The sequence below is a fragment of the Streptomyces sp. BF23-19 genome (genome assembly GCF_041106355.1).
Lineage (GTDB): Bacteria > Actinomycetota > Actinomycetes > Streptomycetales > Streptomycetaceae > Streptomyces > Streptomyces virginiae_A.
In genome coordinates, this window is record NZ_JBGBPT010000036.1 from 17,400 (window position 1) to 37,467 (window position 20,068).

General features: G+C 70.1%; 18 protein-coding genes, 2 tRNA genes and 1 pseudogene. 6 read left to right on the forward strand and 15 right to left on the reverse strand.

All coding sequences use genetic code 11. The annotated features are described in order from the left end of the window. Positions 1-180 precede the first annotated feature (180 nt). On the reverse strand, positions 181-2,802 hold the full coding sequence (locus AB8A24_RS21075; RefSeq protein ID WP_328963376.1) for a valine--tRNA ligase: 2,622 nt from the start codon (positions 2,800-2,802) through the stop codon (positions 181-183). A gap of 127 nt (positions 2,803-2,929) precedes the next feature. On the opposite strand from AB8A24_RS21075, the gene AB8A24_RS21080 reads away from it, so the two are divergent. Then, positions 2,930-3,874, forward strand: coding sequence for a hypothetical protein (locus AB8A24_RS21080; protein WP_328963375.1), 945 nt, complete (start codon positions 2,930-2,932; stop codon positions 3,872-3,874). Between the two features lie 61 nt (positions 3,875-3,935). Here AB8A24_RS21080 and AB8A24_RS21085 read toward each other — a convergent pair whose 3' ends face one another. From AB8A24_RS21085 to AB8A24_RS21110, 6 genes are all read right to left on the reverse strand, one after another. Beyond that, positions 3,936-4,208: a hypothetical protein gene (locus AB8A24_RS21085; protein ID WP_328963374.1), complete on the reverse strand. Its 273-nt coding sequence runs from the start codon at positions 4,206-4,208 to the stop codon at positions 3,936-3,938. A gap of 172 nt (positions 4,209-4,380) precedes the next feature. Next, positions 4,381-5,667: an ATP-dependent Clp protease ATP-binding subunit ClpX gene (clpX, locus tag AB8A24_RS21090; RefSeq protein WP_266391366.1), complete on the reverse strand. Its 1,287-nt coding sequence runs from the start codon at positions 5,665-5,667 to the stop codon at positions 4,381-4,383. 153 nt (positions 5,668-5,820) lie between these two features. Further along, on the reverse strand, positions 5,821-6,495 hold the full coding sequence (locus AB8A24_RS21095) for an ATP-dependent Clp protease proteolytic subunit (protein WP_281064147.1): 675 nt from the start codon (positions 6,493-6,495) through the stop codon (positions 5,821-5,823). 55 nt (positions 6,496-6,550) lie between these two features. Continuing rightward, a complete protein-coding gene (locus AB8A24_RS21100) occupies positions 6,551-7,168 on the reverse strand; it encodes an ATP-dependent Clp protease proteolytic subunit (RefSeq protein ID WP_266391368.1) in 618 nt (205 codons plus the stop codon). Positions 7,169-7,443: 275 nt separating this feature from the next. Next, positions 7,444-8,832, reverse strand: coding sequence for a trigger factor (gene tig, locus AB8A24_RS21105; protein WP_328963373.1), 1,389 nt, complete (start codon positions 8,830-8,832; stop codon positions 7,444-7,446). 165 nt (positions 8,833-8,997) lie between these two features. Next, positions 8,998-9,074: transfer RNA gene (locus AB8A24_RS21110), tRNA-Pro, on the reverse strand. A gap of 168 nt (positions 9,075-9,242) precedes the next feature. Here AB8A24_RS21110 and AB8A24_RS21115 point away from each other — a divergent pair. Both AB8A24_RS21115 and AB8A24_RS21120 read left to right on the forward strand, forming a co-directional pair. Beyond that, positions 9,243-9,313 (forward strand) — tRNA-Gly (locus AB8A24_RS21115). 601 nt (positions 9,314-9,914) lie between these two features. Further along, positions 9,915-10,004, forward strand: a pseudogene (locus AB8A24_RS21120) (GntR family transcriptional regulator); the annotation flags it as partial. Positions 10,005-10,577: 573 nt separating this feature from the next. On the opposite strand, the gene AB8A24_RS21125 reads toward AB8A24_RS21120, so the two are convergent. From AB8A24_RS21125 to AB8A24_RS21140, 4 genes are all read right to left on the reverse strand, one after another. Beyond that, the gene (locus AB8A24_RS21125) at positions 10,578-10,772 is read right to left on the reverse strand and encodes a membrane protein (protein WP_030008564.1); all 195 of its coding nucleotides are present in this window, start codon (positions 10,770-10,772) and stop codon (positions 10,578-10,580) included. Positions 10,773-10,948: 176 nt separating this feature from the next. After that, the gene (locus AB8A24_RS21130) at positions 10,949-11,404 is read right to left on the reverse strand and encodes an HD domain-containing protein (RefSeq protein WP_328963371.1); all 456 of its coding nucleotides are present in this window, start codon (positions 11,402-11,404) and stop codon (positions 10,949-10,951) included. Further along, on the reverse strand, positions 11,401-12,798 hold the full coding sequence (locus tag AB8A24_RS21135) for an aspartate aminotransferase family protein (protein ID WP_369477107.1): 1,398 nt from the start codon (positions 12,796-12,798) through the stop codon (positions 11,401-11,403). Before AB8A24_RS21135 ends, AB8A24_RS21130 begins: the two co-directional genes overlap by 4 nt. A gap of 75 nt (positions 12,799-12,873) precedes the next feature. After that, positions 12,874-13,071, reverse strand: a complete 198-nt coding sequence (locus tag AB8A24_RS21140; protein ID WP_369477147.1) for a hypothetical protein — start codon at positions 13,069-13,071, stop codon at positions 12,874-12,876. Here AB8A24_RS21140 and AB8A24_RS21145 point away from each other — a divergent pair. Beyond that, on the forward strand, positions 13,025-13,519 hold the full coding sequence (locus AB8A24_RS21145) for a DUF4232 domain-containing protein (protein WP_369477142.1): 495 nt from the start codon (positions 13,025-13,027) through the stop codon (positions 13,517-13,519). The genes AB8A24_RS21140 and AB8A24_RS21145 overlap by 47 nt on opposite strands. Before the next feature lie 14 nt (positions 13,520-13,533). On the opposite strand, the gene AB8A24_RS21150 is transcribed toward AB8A24_RS21145, so the two are convergent. Beyond that, positions 13,534-14,373, reverse strand: a complete 840-nt coding sequence (locus tag AB8A24_RS21150) for an ABC transporter ATP-binding protein (RefSeq protein WP_369477109.1) — start codon at positions 14,371-14,373, stop codon at positions 13,534-13,536. A gap of 115 nt (positions 14,374-14,488) precedes the next feature. After that, entirely contained in the window at positions 14,489-15,631 is a 1,143-nt protein-coding gene (locus AB8A24_RS21155) for a PP2C family protein-serine/threonine phosphatase (protein ID WP_328963367.1), read from the reverse strand. A gap of 117 nt (positions 15,632-15,748) precedes the next feature. Between AB8A24_RS21155 and AB8A24_RS21160 the strand changes: the two genes are divergently transcribed. Next, positions 15,749-16,984, forward strand: coding sequence for a GNAT family N-acetyltransferase (locus AB8A24_RS21160; RefSeq protein ID WP_328963366.1), 1,236 nt, complete (start codon positions 15,749-15,751; stop codon positions 16,982-16,984). 37 nt (positions 16,985-17,021) lie between these two features. Here the strand turns inward: AB8A24_RS21160 and AB8A24_RS21165 are convergent, their stop codons facing one another. Next, positions 17,022-17,831 carry a DNA-formamidopyrimidine glycosylase family protein gene (locus tag AB8A24_RS21165; protein WP_328963365.1) on the reverse strand — a complete coding sequence of 270 codons (810 nt, stop codon included), beginning with the start codon at positions 17,829-17,831 and terminating at the stop codon, positions 17,022-17,024. A gap of 79 nt (positions 17,832-17,910) precedes the next feature. Further along, positions 17,911-18,396 carry a ribose-5-phosphate isomerase gene (locus AB8A24_RS21170; RefSeq protein ID WP_030384703.1) on the reverse strand — a complete coding sequence of 162 codons (486 nt, stop codon included), beginning with the start codon at positions 18,394-18,396 and terminating at the stop codon, positions 17,911-17,913. A gap of 218 nt (positions 18,397-18,614) precedes the next feature. Here AB8A24_RS21170 and AB8A24_RS21175 point away from each other — a divergent pair, with 218 nt between their 5' ends. Next, positions 18,615-20,048 (forward strand): amino acid permease, encoded by a 1,434-nt coding sequence (locus AB8A24_RS21175; RefSeq protein ID WP_266391386.1) that lies wholly within the window; start codon positions 18,615-18,617, stop codon positions 20,046-20,048. Positions 20,049-20,068 lie beyond the last annotated feature (20 nt).

The window sequence follows — 20,068 nt, forward strand, 5'->3', positions numbered from 1 at the left end:
CGTGGTCGGTGCTTCGGTTCGGATCGCCCCGGAATCGAAATCAGAGTGATTTAGGGCACTTCGGACAGGCGTCCGCTGTGACACGAACCCCCGCACGGGGAAGGGCTACGGCGAAGGCCCCCGCGTCGACCGACGGTGCGGGGGCCTTCACCTGTACGTACGTACCGGATGTGACGGGGACTAGGCGGCGGGCAGGCCGTCCAGCTGCGCCTGGAGCCGGGCGATGTCCGCCTCGGCCTTGGCGAGCCGGCCCTTGATCTTGTCCACGACGTTGTCCGGGGCCTTGGCGATGAACGCCTCGTTCCCGAGCTTCGCCTCGGCCTGCTGCTTCTCCTTCTCCGCGGCGCCCAGGTCCTTCGTCAGACGCTTGCGCTCGGCCGCCACGTCGATGGTGCCCGACAGGTCGAGCGCGACGGTGCCGCCGGCGACCGGGAGGGTCGCGGTGGCGCTGAAGGAGTCACCCTCCGGCTGGAGGCGCAGCAGCTGCCGGATGGCCGCCTCGTGCGCGCCCAGGGCGGTGGCGCCCAGGTCCAGACGGGCCGGAACCTTCTGGCCGTCCTGCAGGCCCTGCTCCTTGCGGAAGCGGCGGACCTCGGTGATCACCGACTGGACGGAGGCGATCTCCGCCTCGGCGGCCTCGTCGCGGAAGCCGCTGTCCTTCGGCCAGTCGGCGATGACGAGGGACTCGCCGCCGGTCAGCGTGGTCCACAGCGTCTCGGTGACGAAGGGGACGATCGGGTGCAGCAGCCGCAGCATGACGTCGACGACCTCGCCGAGGACGCGGCCGGAGACCTGCGCCTGCTCGCCGCCCGCGAAGAAGGTCGTCTTCGACAGCTCGACGTACCAGTCGAAGACCTCGTCCCACGCGAAGTGGTAGAGCGCCTCGCTGAGCTTCGAGAACTGGTAGTCCTCGTAGTACGCGTCGACCTGCGCGACCGTCTTGTTCAGCCGGGACAGGATCCAGCGGTCGGTGGCCGACAGCCGCTCGACCGGCGGCAGCTCGCCCTCGATCGTGGCGCCGTTCATCATCGCGAAACGGGTGGCGTTCCAGATCTTGTTGGCGAACTTGCTGGACGCCTGGACCCAGTCCTCGCCGATCGGGACGTCGATACCCGGGTTGGCGCCGCGGGCCAGGGTGAAGCGGACCGCGTCGGAACCGTACTTGTCCATCCAGTCCAGCGGGTTGACCACGTTGCCGAAGGACTTCGACATCTTCTTGCCGCGCTCGTCACGGACCATGCCGTGCAGGGCGATGGTGTGGAACGGCGGGGTGCCGTCCATCGCGTACAGACCGAACATCATCATCCGGGCGACCCAGAAGAAGAGGATGTCGTAGCCGGTGACCAGGACGGCGTTCGGGTAGAACTTCGCCAGGCTGTCGGTCTGCTGCGGCCAGCCGAGCGTGGAGAACGGCCACAGGCCCGAGGAGAACCAGGTGTCCAGGACGTCGGTGTCCTGGGTCCAGCCCTCGCCGGCGGGCGGCTGCTCGTCCGGTCCGACGCAGACGACCTCGCCGTTCGGGCCGTACCAGACCGGGATGCGGTGACCCCACCACAGCTGGCGCGAGATGCACCAGTCGTGGAGGTTGTCGACCCAGTCGAAGTACCGCTTCTCCATCTCCTGCGGGTGGATCTTGACCTCGCCGTTGCGGACCGCGTCACCAGCGGCCTTGGCGAGCGGGCCGACCTTGACCCACCACTGCATCGACAGACGCGGCTCGATGGTGGTCTTGCAGCGCGAGCAGTGGCCGACGGAGTGCGTGTACGGGCGCTTCTCGGCGACGATCCGGCCCTCGGCGCGCAGCGCGCCGACGATGGCGGAGCGGGCCTCCAGCCGGTCCAGGCCCTGGAAGGGGCCGTGGGCGGTGATGATCGCGTGCTCGTCCATGACCGCGAGGTTCGGCAGGTTGTGGCGCTGGCCGATCTCGAAGTCGTTCGGGTCGTGCGCCGGGGTCACCTTGACGGCGCCGGTGCCGAACTCGGGGTCGACGTGCTCGTCCGCGACGACCGGGATGCGGCGGCCGGTGAGCGGCAGCTCGATCTCGGTGCCGACGAGGTGCTTGTAGCGCTCGTCCTCGGGGTGGACGGCGACGGCCGTGTCACCCAGCATCGTCTCGGCGCGGGTGGTCGCGACGACGATGGACGCGTCGCCCTCGCCGTAGCGGATCGAGACGAGCTCGCCCTCGTCGTCCTGGTATTCGACCTCGATGTCGGAGATCGCGGTCAGGCAACGGGGGCACCAGTTGATGATGCGCTCGGCGCGGTAGATCAGCTCGTCGTCGTAGAGCTTCTTGAAGATGGTCTGAACGGCCTCGGAGAGGCCCTCGTCCATGGTGAAGCGCTCACGGGACCAGTCGACGCCGTCGCCGAGGCGGCGCATCTGGCCGGAGATCTGACCGCCGGACTCGTCCTTCCACTGCCAGACGCGCTCGACGAAGGCCTCCCGGCCGAGGTCGTGGCGGGACTTGCCCTCCTTGGCGAGCTCACGCTCGACGACGTTCTGGGTGGCGATGCCGGCGTGGTCCATGCCGGGCTGCCACAGCGTCTCGTAGCCCTGCATGCGCTTGCGGCGGGTGAGGGCGTCGATCAGCGTGTGCTCGAAGGCGTGGCCCAGGTGCAGGCTGCCGGTGACGTTGGGCGGCGGGATGACGATCGCGTACGGAGGCTTCTCGCTCTTGGCGTCCGCCTCGAAGTAACCGCGCTCTACCCAGCGCTCGTAGAGCTTCCCTTCTACCTCGGCCGGCGCGTACGTGGTCGGCAGTTCGGAGTTGGGGCTGCTGGGTGTCTGCGTGTTCTCGGTCACGGGGCACAGTTTAGAGCGGTAACAGTCCAGTCATGAAACCGGTAATCGCGGGGCCCGGCGCCCTGCCCGCGCCTGGCTTCCGTCAGGATGTGTGAAACGGATAAGCAACCTCATTGGGGGACGCGGGATGAGCTACAACCAGCCAGGGCCCTACGGACAGCAGCCTCAGCAGCCGGGACCGTACGGGCAGCAGCCCCCGCCGCCGCCGGGCCCGTACGGCCAGCCCGCCCCCCAGCCCAACCCGTACGGCCAGCCGGCCCCGCAGCCGGGCTACGGCTACCCGCAGCAGCCGGGCGTCCCCCCGCAGGGCTACCCCCAGCAGCCCCCCACGCCTGCGTACGGCTACCCGCAGCAGCAGGCCCCGTACGGCGGCCAACCCCCGAAGAAGTCCAAGGCGGGCCTGATCATCGGCGTGGTCGTCGCGGTAGCGGTGATCGCGGGCGGCGGCTGGTACCTCGTGGGCGGCGGCGGGGGGTCGGTCGCTTCCGACACCAAGGGATACAAGCTGGCCTACCCCGCTGCCGTCGACAGCTATCAGAAGGCGCCTGACGCCTCCGGCGCCCCCTCGGCGGACGCCCCGGTCACCGGTGAGGGGAAGGCGAGGGCCGAGGCGCTCGGCGTGCGGAACCCGCACAACGCGACCGCGAAGTACCAGGTCGGTACGGACGGGAAGGGTAAGCAGCTCGCGGCCAACGGCCTGTGGGGCGACGTCGCCGACCCGGAGAAGGCGGTCGACGGCTACTACGCCGGCATCGGCCAGAACAACAAGGAAACCGAGAAGCTCGGCTTCAAGTACGAGCTGGTCGGCACTCCGAAGGAGTTCACTCCGGCCGGCTTCAAGGGCGCGGTGATGAAGTGCGCCAATATCAAGATGGTCAGCACCAAGCCGGGTACGGCCAAGACGCCCAAGGACATCGAGGTGCCCTCCTGCGCCTGGGGCGACCACTCGACCCTGGTCGGCGTCAGCGCCGCCGATCCGGCCGCGGTCATGCTCGGCGGGAGCAGCGGCACGCTCGACGAGGTGGCCGCGCTGGCGGCGAAGCTCTACAACACCAGCCGCACGAAGGCCTGATCACACCGGCGGCCGACGCAAGCACTGACCTCCGTGCCCGCCGGCCGCCGCGAGTTCGGCATCACGCCGAGTTGCATGCCCCTGCCGCGTCCACTTCCCTGACACCGGCGGCGGTCAGGCCCCAGTAACACTGGATCCAGCGCCCCGGGTTGCTGTAGTTGGCACCGGTCTTACAGGCAGACTCCACCTTCGGGCCGACGATGTAGCCCCTGTCGTACAGGTAGAGCTGGCAATCGCCCTGATCGGCCGAGGCGGGTGACGCCACGACTATCGGCAGCACGACAGCCGCGAGCGCGGCGGCCATGACTCCCCCTGCGAGCTTCATCTTCTTCATACTCGATTCCCCTCCGGGTCGACGGTCCGAAGGAACAGATGATCAAGAGGGAGTACGTCGCACCAGAGCCGCATGAACAATTGTCCGATTACCGGTCGCATTCGTCCTGAACGCAGAAGGTGCGCCCCCGACCGGGGGCGCTCCTTCTGCGTACTGCTTGTCCGCCTGTCGGCTACGCCGACTTCTCGTGCGGGCCCTGGTCCTTCGGGACGATCCGGGGGACCAGCGTCGGGTTGACGTTGGAACGGACCACGTCCGCGGTGATGACCACGCGGGCCACGTCCTTGCGGGACGGGACCTCGTACATCACCGACATCAGGACCTCTTCCATGATGGCGCGCAGGCCGCGCGCGCCCGTCTGGCGGAGGATCGCCTGGTCCGCGATGGCCTCCAGCGACTCGCGCTCGAAGTCCAGCTCCACGCCGTCGAGTTCGAACAGCCGCTGATACTGCTTCACCAGCGCGTTGCGCGGCTCGATCAGGATCTGGAGCAGGGCCTCACGGTCCAGGTTGTGGACGGAGGTCAGCACGGGGAGGCGGCCGATGAACTCGGGGATCATCCCGAACTTCACCAGGTCCTCCGGCATGACCTCCTGGAACTGGTCGCTGGCCTCGATCTCGCGCTTCGAGCGGATCGTCGCCCCGAAGCCGATGCCCTTGGCGCCCGCACGCGACTCGATGATCTTCTCGAGGCCGGCGAAGGCGCCGCCCACGATGAAGAGCACGTTCGTCGTGTCGATCTGGATGAACTCCTGGTGCGGGTGCTTGCGCCCGCCCTGCGGCGGCACCGAGGCCGTCGTGCCTTCCAGGATCTTCAGGAGGGCCTGCTGCACGCCCTCGCCGCTCACGTCGCGCGTGATCGACGGGTTCTCGCTCTTGCGGGCCACCTTGTCGATCTCGTCGATGTAGATGATCCCGGTCTCGGCCTTCTTGACGTCGTAGTCGGCGGCCTGGATCAGCTTCAGCAGGATGTTCTCGACGTCCTCGCCGACGTACCCGGCCTCCGTCAGCGCCGTCGCGTCGGCGATGGCGAAGGGGACGTTCAGCATGCGGGCGAGGGTCTGCGCCAGCAGCGTCTTGCCCGAGCCCGTGGGGCCCAGGAGCAGGATGTTGGACTTGGCGAGCTCGATCGCGTCGTCCCGGCCCTGCGCGCCGCCGTTCTCGCCGGCCTGTACCCGCTTGTAGTGGTTGTAGACCGCTACCGAGAGCGCCTTCTTCGCCGGCTCCTGGCCGACGACGTAGCTCTCCAGGAACTCGTAGATCTCACGGGGCTTGGGGAGTTCCTCCCACCGGACCTCGGAGGTCTCCGCGAGTTCCTCTTCGATGATCTCGTTGCAGAGGTCGATGCACTCGTCGCAGATGTACACACCGGGTCCTGCGATGAGCTTCTTCACCTGCTTCTGGCTCTTTCCGCAGAACGAGCACTTGAGCAGGTCGCCGCCGTCACCGATGCGTGCCACGAGGTGCTTCCCCTTCGCCTGGGAGACGCCTGGTTCAGCGCTCCTGGTGCCTCATATCCGACGGTACCTTGCCGGGGGCCCCGTGCGGGGCCCCCTTGACGTGGTTCACATCTCCGAGTCCGAAGACGTGCTCACGCCAACTGGTGGCAAGGATCAGGCCTTGCTGCTCTTACGGGTGGAGACGATCTGGTCGATCAGCCCGTACGCGAGAGCGTCCTCGGCCGTGAGGATCTTGTCGCGCTCGATGTCGTCGCGGATCTTCTCGATCGGCGTCGTCGAGTGCTTGGCCAGCATGGTCTCCAGCTGGTCACGCATGCGCAGGATCTCGTTGGCCGCGATCTCCAGGTCGGAGAGCTGCTCGCGGCCGGTGCCACCGGAGGGCTGGTGGATCAGCACACGGGCGTTCGGCAGGGCCATGCGCTTGCCGGGGGTACCGGCGGCCAGCAGGACGGCGGCGGCGGAGGCCGCCTGGCCCATGCAGACCGTCTGGATGTCCGGCTTCACGAACTGCATCGTGTCGTAGATCGCCGTCAGCGCGGTGAAGGAGCCACCGGGGCTGTTGATGTAGATGGAGATGTCGCGGTCCGGGTCCATCGACTCCAGGCACAGCAGCTGCGCCATGACGTCGTTGGCGGACGCGTCGTCGATCTGCACGCCGAGGAAGATCACGCGCTCCTCGAAGAGCTTCGCGTACGGGTCGTACTCGCGCACGCCCTGCGAGGTGCGCTCGACGAAGCGCGGGATGACGTAGCGGTTGTCCACCTGCGGGCCGGTGTAGAGGCCGTTGGCGCTGGCGGAGAAGTTGTTCTGCATCTGGGTGTTCACCATCCTGGTGGCGTTCTGCGGGCTGTCGGCTGCTGCGTACTGACGGTGGGACCCTGGATCAGGCCCCGGTGCCGCCGCCGCCCGGCGCGCTGGACGCGGCCGAGATGATCTCGTCGATGAGACCGTAGTCCTTGGCCTCCTCGGCGGTGAACCAACGGTCACGGTCACCGTCGCGGATGATCGCCTCGACGGTCTGGCCCGAGTGGAACGCGGTGATCTCGGCCATCCGCTGCTTGGTGCGCAGCAGGTACTGGGCCTGGATCTTGATGTCCGACGCGGTGCCACCGATACCGGCGGAGCCCTGGTGCATCAGGATGTCGGTGTTCGGCAGCGCGAAGCGCTTGCCCTTGGCGCCACCGGTGAGCAGGAACTGCCCCATCGAGGCCGCCATGCCCATGCCGATGGTCACGACGTCGTTCGGGATGAACTGCATGGTGTCGTAGACGGCCATACCGGCCGTCACGGAGCCACCGGGGCTGTTGATGTAGAGGTAGATGTCCTTCTCCGGCTCGGCGGCCAGGAGCAGGAGCTGTGCGGTGATCTTGTTCGCGATGTCGTCGTCAACCTGCTGGCCGAGGAAGATGATGCGCTCGCCGAGCAGTCGGTTGTAGACATGGTCGCCGAGGCCGCCACCGATGGACGGCTCACCCGCGGCGTAAGGCTTCAGATTCGTCACGTATCCACCTGCTCGTCTCCGACGGCCATGTGCCGTCTCAGCGTCTCGTTCTGGGGCGCGGTCCGACCGTGCGGACGAGTCCGCCGGCGCCCGGGTACTCACGTGCCCTCGTATTCATGGACCCTAACGCGCAGGTAGGACAACGCCATCCCGCTTCCCGAACTGTTCGCTCGGAGCGCAAGCTCCGGGGGCCTTACGGGGCCTGTGCCGAAGGGCCCGGACACGACGGTGTCCGGGCCCTTCGGGGCACTGCTCAGTGGGCTTCGCCCGGGGTGTTACTTGGCCTCGTCGGCCTTGACCTCGTCGTCACCGTCGACGGCGGCCTCGACGGTCTCGACGGCCTGCTCCTCGTCCTCGTCGGACAGGTCCACGACCTCACCGTTGGTGTCGACGACCTTGGCGGCCTCGACGACGACCGCGAGGGCCTTGCCGCGGGCGACCTCGCCGACCAGCATCGGAACCTGGCCACCCTCGACCACGGCCTGGGCGAACTGGTCGGGGGACATGCCGGAGGAAGCGGCGCGGCGCATGAGGTGCTCGGTGAGCTCCTCCTGGTCGACGCCCAGCTTCTCCTTGTTGACCAGCGCGTCGAGGACGAACTGGGTCTTGATGCCCTTGATCGCCTGCTCGGAGGTCTCGGCGTCGAACTCCTCGACCGTCTTGCCCTGGAACTCCAGGTACTTCTCGATGGTCAGACCCATCTGGCCGAGCTGGTGGTGCTCCAGGTTGTGCTTGCGGGTCTGGACCTCGTCCGCGAGGAGCTTCTCGGGGATCGGGACCTCGACGAGCTCCAGCAGCTTCTCCAGGACGCGCTCCTGGGCCTGCGTGGCCTGGTCGTACTGCTTCATGTTCTCGAGGCGCTTGCGGCTGTCCGCCTTGAGGTCCTCGAGGGTGTCGAACTCGCTCGCCATCTGCGCGAACTCGTCGTCCAGCTCCGGGAGCTCCTTGGCGGAGACCTTGGTGACCTTGACGGTGACCTCGGCGTCCTTGCCCTCGGCGGAGCCGCCCTTCAGCTGCGAGGTGAAGGTGGCCTCGCCGCCGGCCTCCAGGCCGGTCACGGCCTCGTCGATGCCCTCGAGGAGCTCGCCGGAGCCGATGGTGTAGGAGACGTCGGAGGCGACGCCGTCGGGCAGCACCTCGCCGTCGACCTTGGCCTCGAGGTCGATGGTGACGACGTCACCCTCGGCGGCGGCGCGCTCGACGTCGTTGGTGGACGCGAAGCGGCCGCGCAGCTGCTCGACGGACTTCTCGACGTCCTCGTCGGAGACCTCGATGGCGTCGACCTCGACCTCGATGCCGGAGAAGTCCGGGATCTCGATCTCGGGACGGACGTCGACCTCGGCGGTGAAGGCGAGGACCTCACCGTCCTTGAGCTCGGTGATGTCCACGTCCGGCTGGCCCAGCGGGTTCAGGTCGGCCTCGTTGACGGCCTCGGTGTAGAACTTCGGGAGGGCGTCGTTGACGGCCTCCTCCAGCACCGCACCGCGGCCGAAGCGCTGGTCGATGACGCGGGCCGGGATCTTGCCCTTGCGGAAGCCCTTCACCGTGACCTGCTGGTTGATCTTCTTGTACGCCGCGTCGAGGCTGTCCTTGAGCTCCTCGAAGGGCACCTCAACAGTGAGCCGAACCCGAGTCGGGTTCAGGGTCTCCACGGCGCTCTTCACGGTTCGGTCTCCTTGTGGCTGACTGCTGGGGATTCTGCCGTCACGCTGTGATTCAGCGGTTCGGCGGACTTCGGCCCGGTACATCAGACACACGGGCACGCAGCTTGCATAGTAACCGCAAGCGGCAATCAGCCCACAACGCGATCTTGTGGAGAACACTGCTGCTGGTCGGGGTGGCCGGATTCGAACCGACGACCTTCCGCTCCCAAAGCGGACGCGCTACCAAGCTGCGCCACACCCCGTCGGTGCGACACGTAGGGTACATGCCTGGAGACACTCTGATGCGCGGGGATTCCCGAGGTATTTCGGGTGGACCTCCGCCACGGCGTCGAATGTGGTGTGCACCCACCGGGAGCGACCCGCTAGGATGCTGTCCGTGCCAAGGTCCCCGGACCTGCGGCGCGCGCGTTGCGGGTGTAGCTCAATGGTAGAGCACTAGTCTTCCAAACTAGCTACGCGGGTTCGATTCCCGTCACCCGCTCTGAAGCACAAAGGGCCAGGTCAGAGGGCGTCTCCTCAACCTGGCCCTTCGTCATTCCCGGGGCGGCGATCAGCTGCGCGTGCCCCCTGCGTGCCCATTGCGCGGTGGACCTTCCGCCGTGCGCGTGGCCCCTTTCGGCCCTTCTTCACGAACCCGCTCGGCGTGTCCGCGACCCGCCGGTCCCGATCGGCGCCGGCGTGCTGGTGGATCAGCGCGGCACGGGCGGTGCCGTGGCTCATGGGCGCCATCAACTCCCGTGCGCCGGCGCCCGTTGACGCGGCGAGCGTGTTGCCCGTGTGCCGAAGATCATGGAAATGCGGCCCCTTGATCCCGGCCTCGCGGCACGCTGTGCGCCAGAGCAGGTCGAAGTGGCTCCGGCGCGGAGTCGCGTAGGCCTTGGCTACGGTGGTGGGCCCGGTGCCGGCGGCCGGCTAGTCGGCACGCCGGCACCGTACGAGGGGCGGGGAAATCCCTGCCAGGTTGACGGCACCGAGGACCGGCTCCAAGTGGTGCCGGTCAGCTCGCGCTCCTTGATCCAGGTGGCGGCGTACAGCCCGACGGCGACCTTCCCTGCGTCAGGTCGCGCCGGTCGCCCCGGCGCATCGTGAACCGGATGGCCGCGATCGGGATCACCGTCAGCCGTGCTGGGGAGCAGCCTGAGCCGCGGCAGGCGAGCGCCGAGGTGGCATCGCCGGGATCCGCGGTCGACTCGCGCCGGGGGATGCGCAGTTGAGCCGGGTCGCGTCGCTCGTGCGGCGGATCCGGCACCGCGGGAGCCGCGGATCAGAAGAAGGGCCGACGGATCCCGTGGGCGTCGAGCGCGTTCCGCGTCGAGGGTGCGGAGCCGGGCGGCCCGCAGGGACAGCGTCCCGCGCTCGACGAGCGCGATGATCGCGCTCTCCACGACGCGCTGCTCGCCGCCGGCGAGGTAGGCGTACTCGTACACGTCGAGCACCTCCCCGCCGGTCCCCGCCCCCGTCCGCCGGTACACCTGTGCCATGCCGTCTCCCCCTTCCGGAAACCCGCCTGCATGGTCACCCGGAAGTGTCGGCTCCGGCCTTCCTTCGGCCGCACTCAGATGTTCTGTTGAGCTTCGCGGCCTCCGCCGGCGGGCGCCGCTCGGGGCCTCGTACGGCCCTGGTCGTGCCGTTGGTGCTCGGCCGACGTCGCGCACGGGCGGCTCGTGCGTGGTGGGGCGGTGCCGGGTCGGGTTCGCGGCCGGATCTGCCGGTGGGCAGCGGCGCCGCGGGTCGACCGTCCGGGGTCAGAGCTTGATGTTCGCGATCATCGTCGCGAGGGAGTTCAGGAAGCGGTTCACGTCGTCCGCGATCGAGCTGGACGCGAGGAAGAAGCCGAAGAGCGCCGCGACGATGGCGGGGCCCGTCTTGATGTGGTTGCCGCGGATCAGCACCACCAGGATGACCGCCAACAGAACCACCACTGACAGCGAAATGGCCACTACTGATCACACCTTCGGTCGTCCCCTGGTCGGCCCGGGGCGTACGGCCAGGCACACCCCCACATGGACCATCCTCCCACCAACGGGCCTCGGCTATACGCCCCGTGACGAACCGCCGTGGATCCGTTTCCGCCAACCCCCCGAGCGACAGGAATATTTCGGGCGCGGGGCACGGGTCACGGGGTGGTGAGGCCGAGGAGGGAACGGATATTCGCATACTTTACGGACAGCCGCTCGCGCGTGGGAGCGTCGAGCACGGAGAGCCGTACGGGGTCCGCGTTGTGCGCGAGGTCGGCCTCCTTGATCAGCAGGGCGCCCGGGGTGGCCAGGATGCGGGCCGCGTACCGCTCGACCGGTTCGCCCGGGCGTTTGGTGACCGCCAGGACCATGTCCTTCACCGTCTGCGGGAGGGCCGCCGCGTCCAGCCAGGTGAGGCTGAGGGCCTCGTCCTCGATGGCGTCGTGGAGCCAGGCCGCCGCCTGCTGTTCGGCGGTGCCGCCGCGCAGTCGTACGCCCTCGGCCACGGCCGCGAGGTGTTCGGCGTACGGCCGTCCGGCCTTGTCGGTCTGACCCTCGTGCGCATCGCGCGCCAGGGCCTCGACGTCGATCAGAGTCAGGGGGCTGTCCGTCATGCGATCTCCCTTGCCGCCGCGCCGAGTGCCTCCGCTGCCCGGCGTACGTCCGCCTGCGTGGTACGCCAGTTGGAGAACGCGGCGCGCAGGCCGGCGGTTCCCTCGTAGACCGTGGGAGTGACGAACACCTCGCCGGCCGCCGCCTCGCGCAGGGCGGTGAGGCGTTCCGGGGTGGGGGCCTCGGCGAGGGTGAAGCAGACGACGTTCAGGCGGACCGGGGCGAGGAGGGTGAGGGCGGGATCCTCCGCCACGGCGGCGCCCAGTGCGCGGGCGCAGGCGATGTCGCGTTCGACGATCTCCCGGTGGCCCTGGCGGCCGTACGCGCGGAGCGTGAACCAGGCGGCGAGGGCCCGCAGCCGGTGGGAGTTCTCGGGGGTGAGGTGGACGAGGTCGGGGTGCTCGCCGAGGGGGCCGAGGTAGGCGGCGGAATTCTGGAAGACACGGGCCTGCAGATCACGGCGGCGGGTGAACTGGACGGCGCTGTCGTAGGGGACGTTGAGCCATTTGTGCAGGTCGACACAGACGGAGTCGGAGGCGTCCAGGCCGTCGACGAGGTGCGCGTGCTCCGGGGAGAGCGCGGCGAAGGCGCCGAACGCGGCGTCGGTGTGCAGCCAGAAGTCGTGGCGCTCGCGCAGGGCTCGGATCGCCCGGAGGTCGTCGAAGTCGACGGTGTTGACGGTGCCGGCGTTGGCGACGACCACGGCGGGTCCGGGAGTGTCGGCCAGCGCCCGCTCCAGGGCCGCGGGGTCGACGGCCTCGCGGCCCTGCAAGGTGGGCACCCGGACCAGCGAGTTGCGGCCGAGGCCCAGGACCGAGAGGGCCTTGGCGATCGAGGAGTGCGGGGCTCCGGAGAGCACGCGGACCGGGCCGAGCGCCGCCGCGCCGTCCTCGGCGGGCGAGACGCCGAGGCGTTCGCCGAGCCATTCGCGGGCGATGGCGAGGCCGGTGGTGTTGGACATGGTGGCGCCGGAGACGAAGGTGCCGGAGTGGGCGGCGCTCAGGCCGAAGAGGTCGCGCAGCCAGCCGACGGCCTCGCGTTCGAGGTCCTGGCCGCCGCCGTCGAGGGCGGAGTTGGAGTTCTGGTCGTGGACGGCGGTGAGCCAGTCGCCGGCGAGGGCGGCCGGGGTGGCGCCTCCCGTGACGAAGCCGAGGTAGCGCGGTCCCGCGGAGGCCGACAACCGGGGCTCCCAGCGGTCGCGGAAGGCGGCGAGCGCGGCGTCCGTGCCGGTGGCGTGCTCCGGCAGGCCTTCGGGGGCGTGCGCCTCCCCGGCGGGCGGTACGGGCGGTACGACGGGACGCGCGTCCAGCGTGGCGAGCGCGTCGGCGGCTGCGGCGCGGGTGGCGTCGAGGAGTTCGGGGAGCCGGGCGAGGTCGGCGGCGAGCGTGCGGTCCATGGGGGCACGGTAGGCGCGGCCGGGCCCGAGGGGGCGGGCCAATCCACGGGGATTGGCCCGCGTGTCGTCGTAGGCTCACCGGATGATCGCGAAGCGGCGGACGAGGCGACGGATACCGGCTCTGGTCACGGCGGGGGTGCTGGCGGGCGTACTGGCGGGGGCGTCGGGGTGCTCGGCGCCGCCGGCCCCGAGGACGGCTCCCGGGCCGACCGCGGTGAGTGGGACGGTGAGGCCGGCGCCCGACCGGAGTGCGCCGACGGCGCCGACGGCCACGGCGCAGGCCTGCCCCGAGGGCGGGGTCCGGCTCGTCGAGGGGGAAGGGGACGCGGCGATGGGGCTGCGGGTGGCGGACTTCCAACTGGTCAACTGCGGTACGCAGCCGTACCTGCTGGAGGGCTACCCGCAGCTGTCGCTGCGCGACGACCGCAACGATCCGCTGGAGGTCTCGGTGGAGCACGGGTCGGCGGGGATCACCACGGGCACGCCGAACCTGGACGCGGCGCCGCAGCGGGTGACGTTGGCCCCGGGACAGGCGGCCGTCTTCGGGATCGTGTGGCGCAACCTCGTCACCGACGGCACGGTGGTGGCCACCACGGCGCGGGTCCTGGAGGTCGAGCCCCGGCCCGGCGCGCCCAGGTTGTCGCTGCGGCTCGCCTCGCCGGTGGACCTCGGGAACACCGGGAAGCTGGGGCTCGGGCCGTGGCTGCCGCTGAGCCGCTGATCCGCTGAGATGCCTCAGCCGGCGGCACCGGCGGCGGCGAAGGCCGGTGTGCGCCCGGTGGTGAGCGTGGCCATCCGGGCCGCGACGGCCGCTGCGGAGCTGCGCGGCAGCCGGTCCGCGAGCAGGCCGTCGGCGAGGAAGAGGACCTGGTCGGCGTGGGCGGCGGCGGCCGGGTCGTGGGTGACCATGACGACGGTGGCGTGCAGGGCGTCGACGGCGTCCCGGAGCAGCGCGAGGACCTCCGCCGCGGTGGTGGTGTCGAGCGCGCCGGTGGGTTCGTCGGCGAAGACCACGTCGGGCCGGGTGACGAGGGCCCGGGCGATGGCCACGCGCTGCTGCTGGCCGCCGGACAGCTCGGCGGGTCGGCGGCCGCCCTTGCCCTCCAGGCCGACGCGGGCGAGCAGCTCGGCGGCGCGGGTCCGGCCCTCGTGTGCGCAGCGGCCGCCGGCGAGCCGCATGGGGAGCAGTACGTTCTGCTCGACGGTGAGGGACGGCAACAGGTTGAAGGCCTGGAAGACGAAGCCGAGGCGGCTGCGGCGGAGTTCGGTGAGCTCGTTCTCGTTCATCGCGGTGATCTCGGTGCCGCCGAGCCGTACGGAGCCCTCGGTGGGGAGGTCGAGTCCGGCGGCGCACTGCAGGAAGGTGGACTTGCCGGAGCCGGAGGGTCCCATGACGGCGGTGAAGCTGCCGCGCGGCAGGCTGAGGTCGATCCCGCGCAGCGCGTGCACGGCGGAGCCCCCGCGTCCGTAGGCCCGCCGTACGCCGCGCAGCTCCACGGCGGCCGTGGTGTCGTACCGCTCCCGCGGCTCCTGCGAGGTCTGCCGGTGTCGCCGCTCGCTCCGTCGGAGCCCCATGGTGTGCCGCCTCTCGCCGCCGTCCTGATCGTGACGCCGACGCTACGGATCATGGTGGGGCGGCGGCCATGACGCCGCCCGGCGGACCGGTGGTGGGGCAAACCCCACCCCGCGGTCAGGCGGAGCGGCGGATGAGCAGCAGGGCGCGGTCGTCGTTGACGTCCTTGGCGACCTTCTCGATCAGGTGCCAGGCCGCGCCGTCCCAGCCGGAGGCGACGTAGCGGTCGGCCTCACCGGTGAGGCGGTCGATGCCCTCGCTGATCTCCCGGTCGGAGGTCTCGACCAGGCCGTCGGTGAAGAGCATCAGGACGTCGCCGGGGCGCAGGTTGCCGCGGGCCGGGGTGAATTCGGCGCCGTCGTAGACGCCGAGGAGGGGGCCCTCGCCGGACTTCTCCTGCCAGCGGCCGGTGCCCGCCGAGAGTTGCAGGGCGGGGAGGTGGCCGGCCGAGAGGAGTTCGTAGTCGCCGGTCTCCAGGTCCAGGACGAGGTGGATGGAGGTGGCGAAGCCCTCGTCCCAGTCCTGGCGGAGCAGGTAGCCGTTGGCGGCGGGCAGGAAGCCGTGGGCGGGCAGCGCGCCGAGCAGCCCGCCGAACGCTCCGGACAGCAGCAGGGCCCGGGAGCCGGCCTCCATTCCCTTGCCGGAGACGTCGGTCAGGACGATCTCCAGGGTCCGGCCGCCGTTGGTGCGGGCCGCGACGACGAAATCGCCGGAGAAGGACTGGCCGCCGGCGGGGCGCAGGGCCATCTCGCGGTGCCAGCCGCGCGGCAGGGCGGGCAGTTTGCTCTGTACGCGGATGCGTTCGCGCAGGTCGAAGAGCATGGTGCCGCCGCGCCGCCAGGGCACGCCGACGCGACTGCGGAACTGGGCGATGACCAGGCCGAAGAATCCGCAGGCCGCGACCACCAGCACGGTGCCGGGGGTGACGCGGGCCGGGCCTTGGGTGTACGGGCCGAGTACCAGGGCCTCGACGATCAGGGCGGTCGCGGAGGCGGCGTAGAGGGCGAGGAGGCTGGCGGGGCGCAGCAGCAGGCCACCGGCGACGATCGGCAGGACGAGCGCCGACGGCGAGAACCAGACCGGCAGCATCATCGTGCCGCAGGCGATGGCGGGGACGGTGAGCAGCAGCCCGCCGAAGGCGAGCCAGTCGGAGCCGTCGCCGCGGAAATAGTCGACGGCTGATTTACGCAGGGCTGTGCGGCTCCGGTGCGACAGCATGCGCATCCGGGCCATGAGGGATTCCACGCGTGCTCCGGCCATTGCTTCGGGACCTTATCCATCCTGGCTGTGGATGCGCAGGGGTACCCCCGGACCAGGGGTTGACGGGCGCCCGAAAACAGGTCGACTGAGGCGGAATGCCCTGCTAGGGATGGGCACATGACTCTGGAGATGCGCGTATTACGGACTGATGAGTGGGATGTCTGGTACGACCAGCTGGAACTGGCATTCGGGGGTGTCCCGGAAGCTCCCGAGGAGCGGGAGCTGTGCAAGTCGCTGACGGACACCGATCGCTCGCTCGGCGTCTGGGACGGTGACGCCTGCGTGGGCTCGGCCGGTGCCTTCACCTTCCGGCTGTCCGTGCCGGGCGGGGCGATCGTCCCGGCGGCCGGTGTCACGGCGGTGGGCGTCTCCCCCACCCATCGCCGGCGCGGGGTGCTCACCTCTTTGATGCGGCGCCAGCTCGACGACATCCGGGCGGGCGGCGAACCGCTCGCCGTGCTGACGGCCTCGGATCCGGCGATCTACGGGCGTTTCGGCTACGGCACGGCCGCCTACGCCCTGGCGGTGGAGATCGACACGACCCGCGTCCGGTTGTCCGTGCCGCCGGGGACGGACGGGATCCGGCTGCGGCTCGTGGATCCGAGCCAGGCGCTGGCCGACTGCGAGCGGGTCTACGCGGCGCTGGTCGCCACCCGGCCGGGCATGCTCGCCCGGCAGCCGGGCTGGGAAGGAGCGCCGCTGATGGACCCGCCCTCGAGGCGCGGCAACGGGTCTTCGCTGAAGTGCGTGGTCGCCGAGCGGGAGGACGGAGAGGTGGTCGGGTACGCCCGCTATCGGGTCAAGGGCGACTGGGACCAGACGGGTGCGGACGGCAAGGTCGAGGTGAGCGACCTCGACGCGCTGGACCCGGCGGCGTCCGCGGCCCTGTGGCGCTACCTGTTCTCGATCGACCTGACCTGGACGGTACGGGCGCCGCGCCGGCCGGTGGACGACCCGGTGCTGCACCTGGTGAGCGACATCCGGCGGGCGCGGCCGCGCACCCGGGACTCGTTGCACGTACGGCTGGTGGACCTGGCGGCGGCGCTGGAGGCGCGGACGTACGGGGCGCCGATGGACGTGGTCGTGGCGGTGGCGGACGCGTTCTGCCCCTGGAACGAGGGGCGGTGGCGGCTGGTCGTGGACGCCAAGGGTGTGGCCCGCTGCACCCGGACCGAGGAGCCTGCGGACCTGGAGCTGTCGGTACGGGAGCTGGGGTCGGCGTACCTGGGCGGGATCACCCTCACCTCGCTGGCCGCGGCCGGCTTGGTGCGGGAGCTGCGGCCGGGCGCGCTGACGGAGGCCTCGCGGGCCTTCGCCGGGGACGTGGCGCCCTGGCTGCCGCACGGCTTCTGATCCACCCGCGTCAGCGGGACCGGCTGCCGGTCCTGCGTCAGCGGGACTGGCAGCCGGGGCACCAGAAGAGGTTGCGGGCGGCGAGGTCGGCGGTGCGGATCTCGCCCCCGCAGATGTGGCAGGCCATGTTCGCCCGCCGGTAGACGTACACCTCGCCGCCGTGGTCATCGACGCGGGGCGGCCGGCCCATCGCCTCGGGCAGGTGCTCGTCGCGGACGGTGTCGATGCGGTTGTTGCGCACGCCCTCGCGCATCAGGGCGGCCAGGTCGGCCCACATGGCGTCCCACTCGGCGCGGGTGAGGTCCTTGCCCAGGCGGTACGGGTCGATGCCGTGCCGAAAGAGGACCTCGGCGCGGTAGACGTTGCCGACGCCCGAGACGACCTTCTGGTCCATGAGCAGGGCGGCGACGGTGGTGCGGGAGCGGGAGATACGGGCCCAGGCGCGGTCGGGGTCGTCGCCGCCTCGCAAGGGGTCCGGGCCGAGCCGGTCGCTTATCGCCCGCTTCTCCTCGTCGGTGATCCACGCGCAGGTGGTGGGGCCGCGCAGGTCGGAGAAGTGGTCGTCGTTGGCCAGGCGCAGCCGGACGGTGTCGGTGGGCGGCGGGGCGGGCGCGGGCCCGATCGCGTACTTGCCGAAGAGTCCGAGGTGGATGTGGATCCACCCGCTCTCCTCGAAGCCGAGGAAGAGGTGCTTGCCGTGGGCGTCGACGCCGTCCAGGATCCGGCCGTCGAGCAGGGCCGCGCTCTCGGCGAACCGTCCCTGGGGGCTGCTGACGGCGACCTCCCACCCGGCGAAGCGCGTCAGGTGGTCCTCGGCGAGGCGGTGGATCGTATGCCCTTCGGGCACGGCGCTGCTCCTCGGAGAAGGCTTCGGGGAATGAAAGAGCCGTGCCACCCGTCCTCGGGCGGCACGGCCTGCGGCGGGATCAGCCCTGCGGGTGGTGGGCCGGGATCGGGGGGAGCTCGCCGGTGGTCTCGTAGGCGGAGAGCATCTCGATGCGGCGGGTGTGGCGCTCCTCGTCGGAGTACGGGGTCGCCAGGAAGGCCTCGATGAAGCTGACGGCCTCGTCCTGCGTGTGCATCCGGCCGCCGACGGAGATGACGTTGGCGTTGTTGTGCTCACGGCCGAGCTGGGCGGTCTGGACGCTCCAGGCCAGGATGGCGCGGACGCCCTTGACCTTGTTCGCGGCGATCTGCTCCCCGTTGCCGGAGCCGCCGATCACGATGCCGAGGCTGCCGGCGTCGGCGGCGGTCTTCTCCGCGGCGCGGAGGCAGAACGGCGGGTAGTCGTCCACCGCGTCGTAGATGTGGGGCCCACAGTCGACGGGCTCGTGGCCGTTGTTCTTGAGCCAGTCCACCAGGTGGTTCTTGAGCTCAAAGCCGGCATGGTCGGATCCGAGGTACACGCGCATGGGACGAGTGTGGCACGAGGAGGCCCGCCGGCCCGCAGCGGGTGTCGCGTAAGTCACTTCTAAAGCTCAAGTAAACCCAAAGAACGCAGATGGGACAGGGCGGGACGGCGCCCTGGACGTTCACACCAAGGCAACGATCCGGATTGAGGTCTTCCGTCCTGCGTTCATCTCAGGTTTGAATGCCGGGGCTCGCAACCCGAGAACCTAAGGATCCGTCCATGAGCTCCACGACGACCCTTCAGAAGGAAGGCGGCCCCACCGGGAACCCCGGTGACGGCCAGCCCTCCGACGGTCTGAAGGCCGGTCTCAAGAACCGCCACCTGTCCATGATCGCCATTGGCGGCGTCATCGGCGCCGGCCTCTTCGTCGGTTCCGGTGGCGGCATCGCCAAGGCCGGCCCCGCCATCCTGATCTCCTACGCGCTCGTCGGCGCGATGGTCGTCTTCGTGATGCGCATGCTCGGCGAGATGGCCGCCGCCAGCCCGAACTCGGGCTCCTTCTCGGCCTACGCCGACCGCGCGCTCGGCCGCTGGGCGGGCTTCTCCATCGGCTGGCTCTACTGGTTCTTCTGGGTCGTCGTACTCGCGGTGGAGGCCACCGCCGGTGCGGCCATCCTGGAGAGCTGGATCCCGGCCGTCCCGCAGTGGGCCTGGGCCCTGATCGTGATGGCGGTGCTGACCGCCACCAACCTCGGCTCGGTCGCCTCCTACGGTGAGTTCGAGTTCTGGTTCGCGGGCATCAAGGTCGTCGCCATCGGCGCGTTCGTGATCGTCGGCATGCTGGCCGTCTTCGGCCTGCTGCCGGGCTCGGACAACCCGGGCGCGGGCTTCGCGCACCTCACCGACGCCGGCGGGTTCTTCCCCAACGGCTACGGCGCCGTCCTCACCGGTGTGCTGATGGTCGTCTTCTCCTTCATGGGAAGCGAGATCGTCACCCTGGCGGCCGGCGAGTCGGAGAACCCCCGCAAGGCGGTCACCCGGGCGACCAACTCCGTCATCTGGCGGATCGGCGTCTTCTACCTCGGCTCGATCTTCATCGTGCTGACCCTGCTCCCGTGGAACGACAAGTCGATCACCGAGAAGGGCTCGTACGTCGCCGCCCTGGACTCGATCGGCATCGCGCACGCCGGCACGATCATGGAGGTCATCGTCCTGACCGCCGTGCTGTCCTGCCTGAACTCGGGCCTCTACACCGCCTCCCGCATGGCCTTCTCGCTCGGTGAGCGCGGTGACGCCCCCAAGGCGTTCGCCAAGGTCAACTCCCGCGGTGTGCCGGTGGCCGCGATCCTGGGCTCCACGGTCTTCGGCTTCGTCGCCGTCTACTTCAACTACGCGTTCAAGGACACGGTCTTCAACTTCCTCCTGAACTCGTCCGGCGCCATCGCGCTCTTCGTCTGGCTGGTGATCTGCTTCACCCAGCTGCGGATGCGCGGGATCCTGGTCCGCGAGGCCCCGGAGAAGCTGACCGTGAAGATGTGGCTCTTCCCGTGGCTGACCTGGGCCACCGCCGCCCTGATCATGTTCGTGATCGGCTACATGTTCGTGGACGACGCCAACCGCGAGGTGGTCACCCTGTCCACGCTGGTCGCCGGCGTCGTCGTGCTCGTCGGCGTGGTGCTGGACCTCCGCCGCAAGAAGGCCCTGCAGGGCTGATCGCACGTGCACGTACGCCG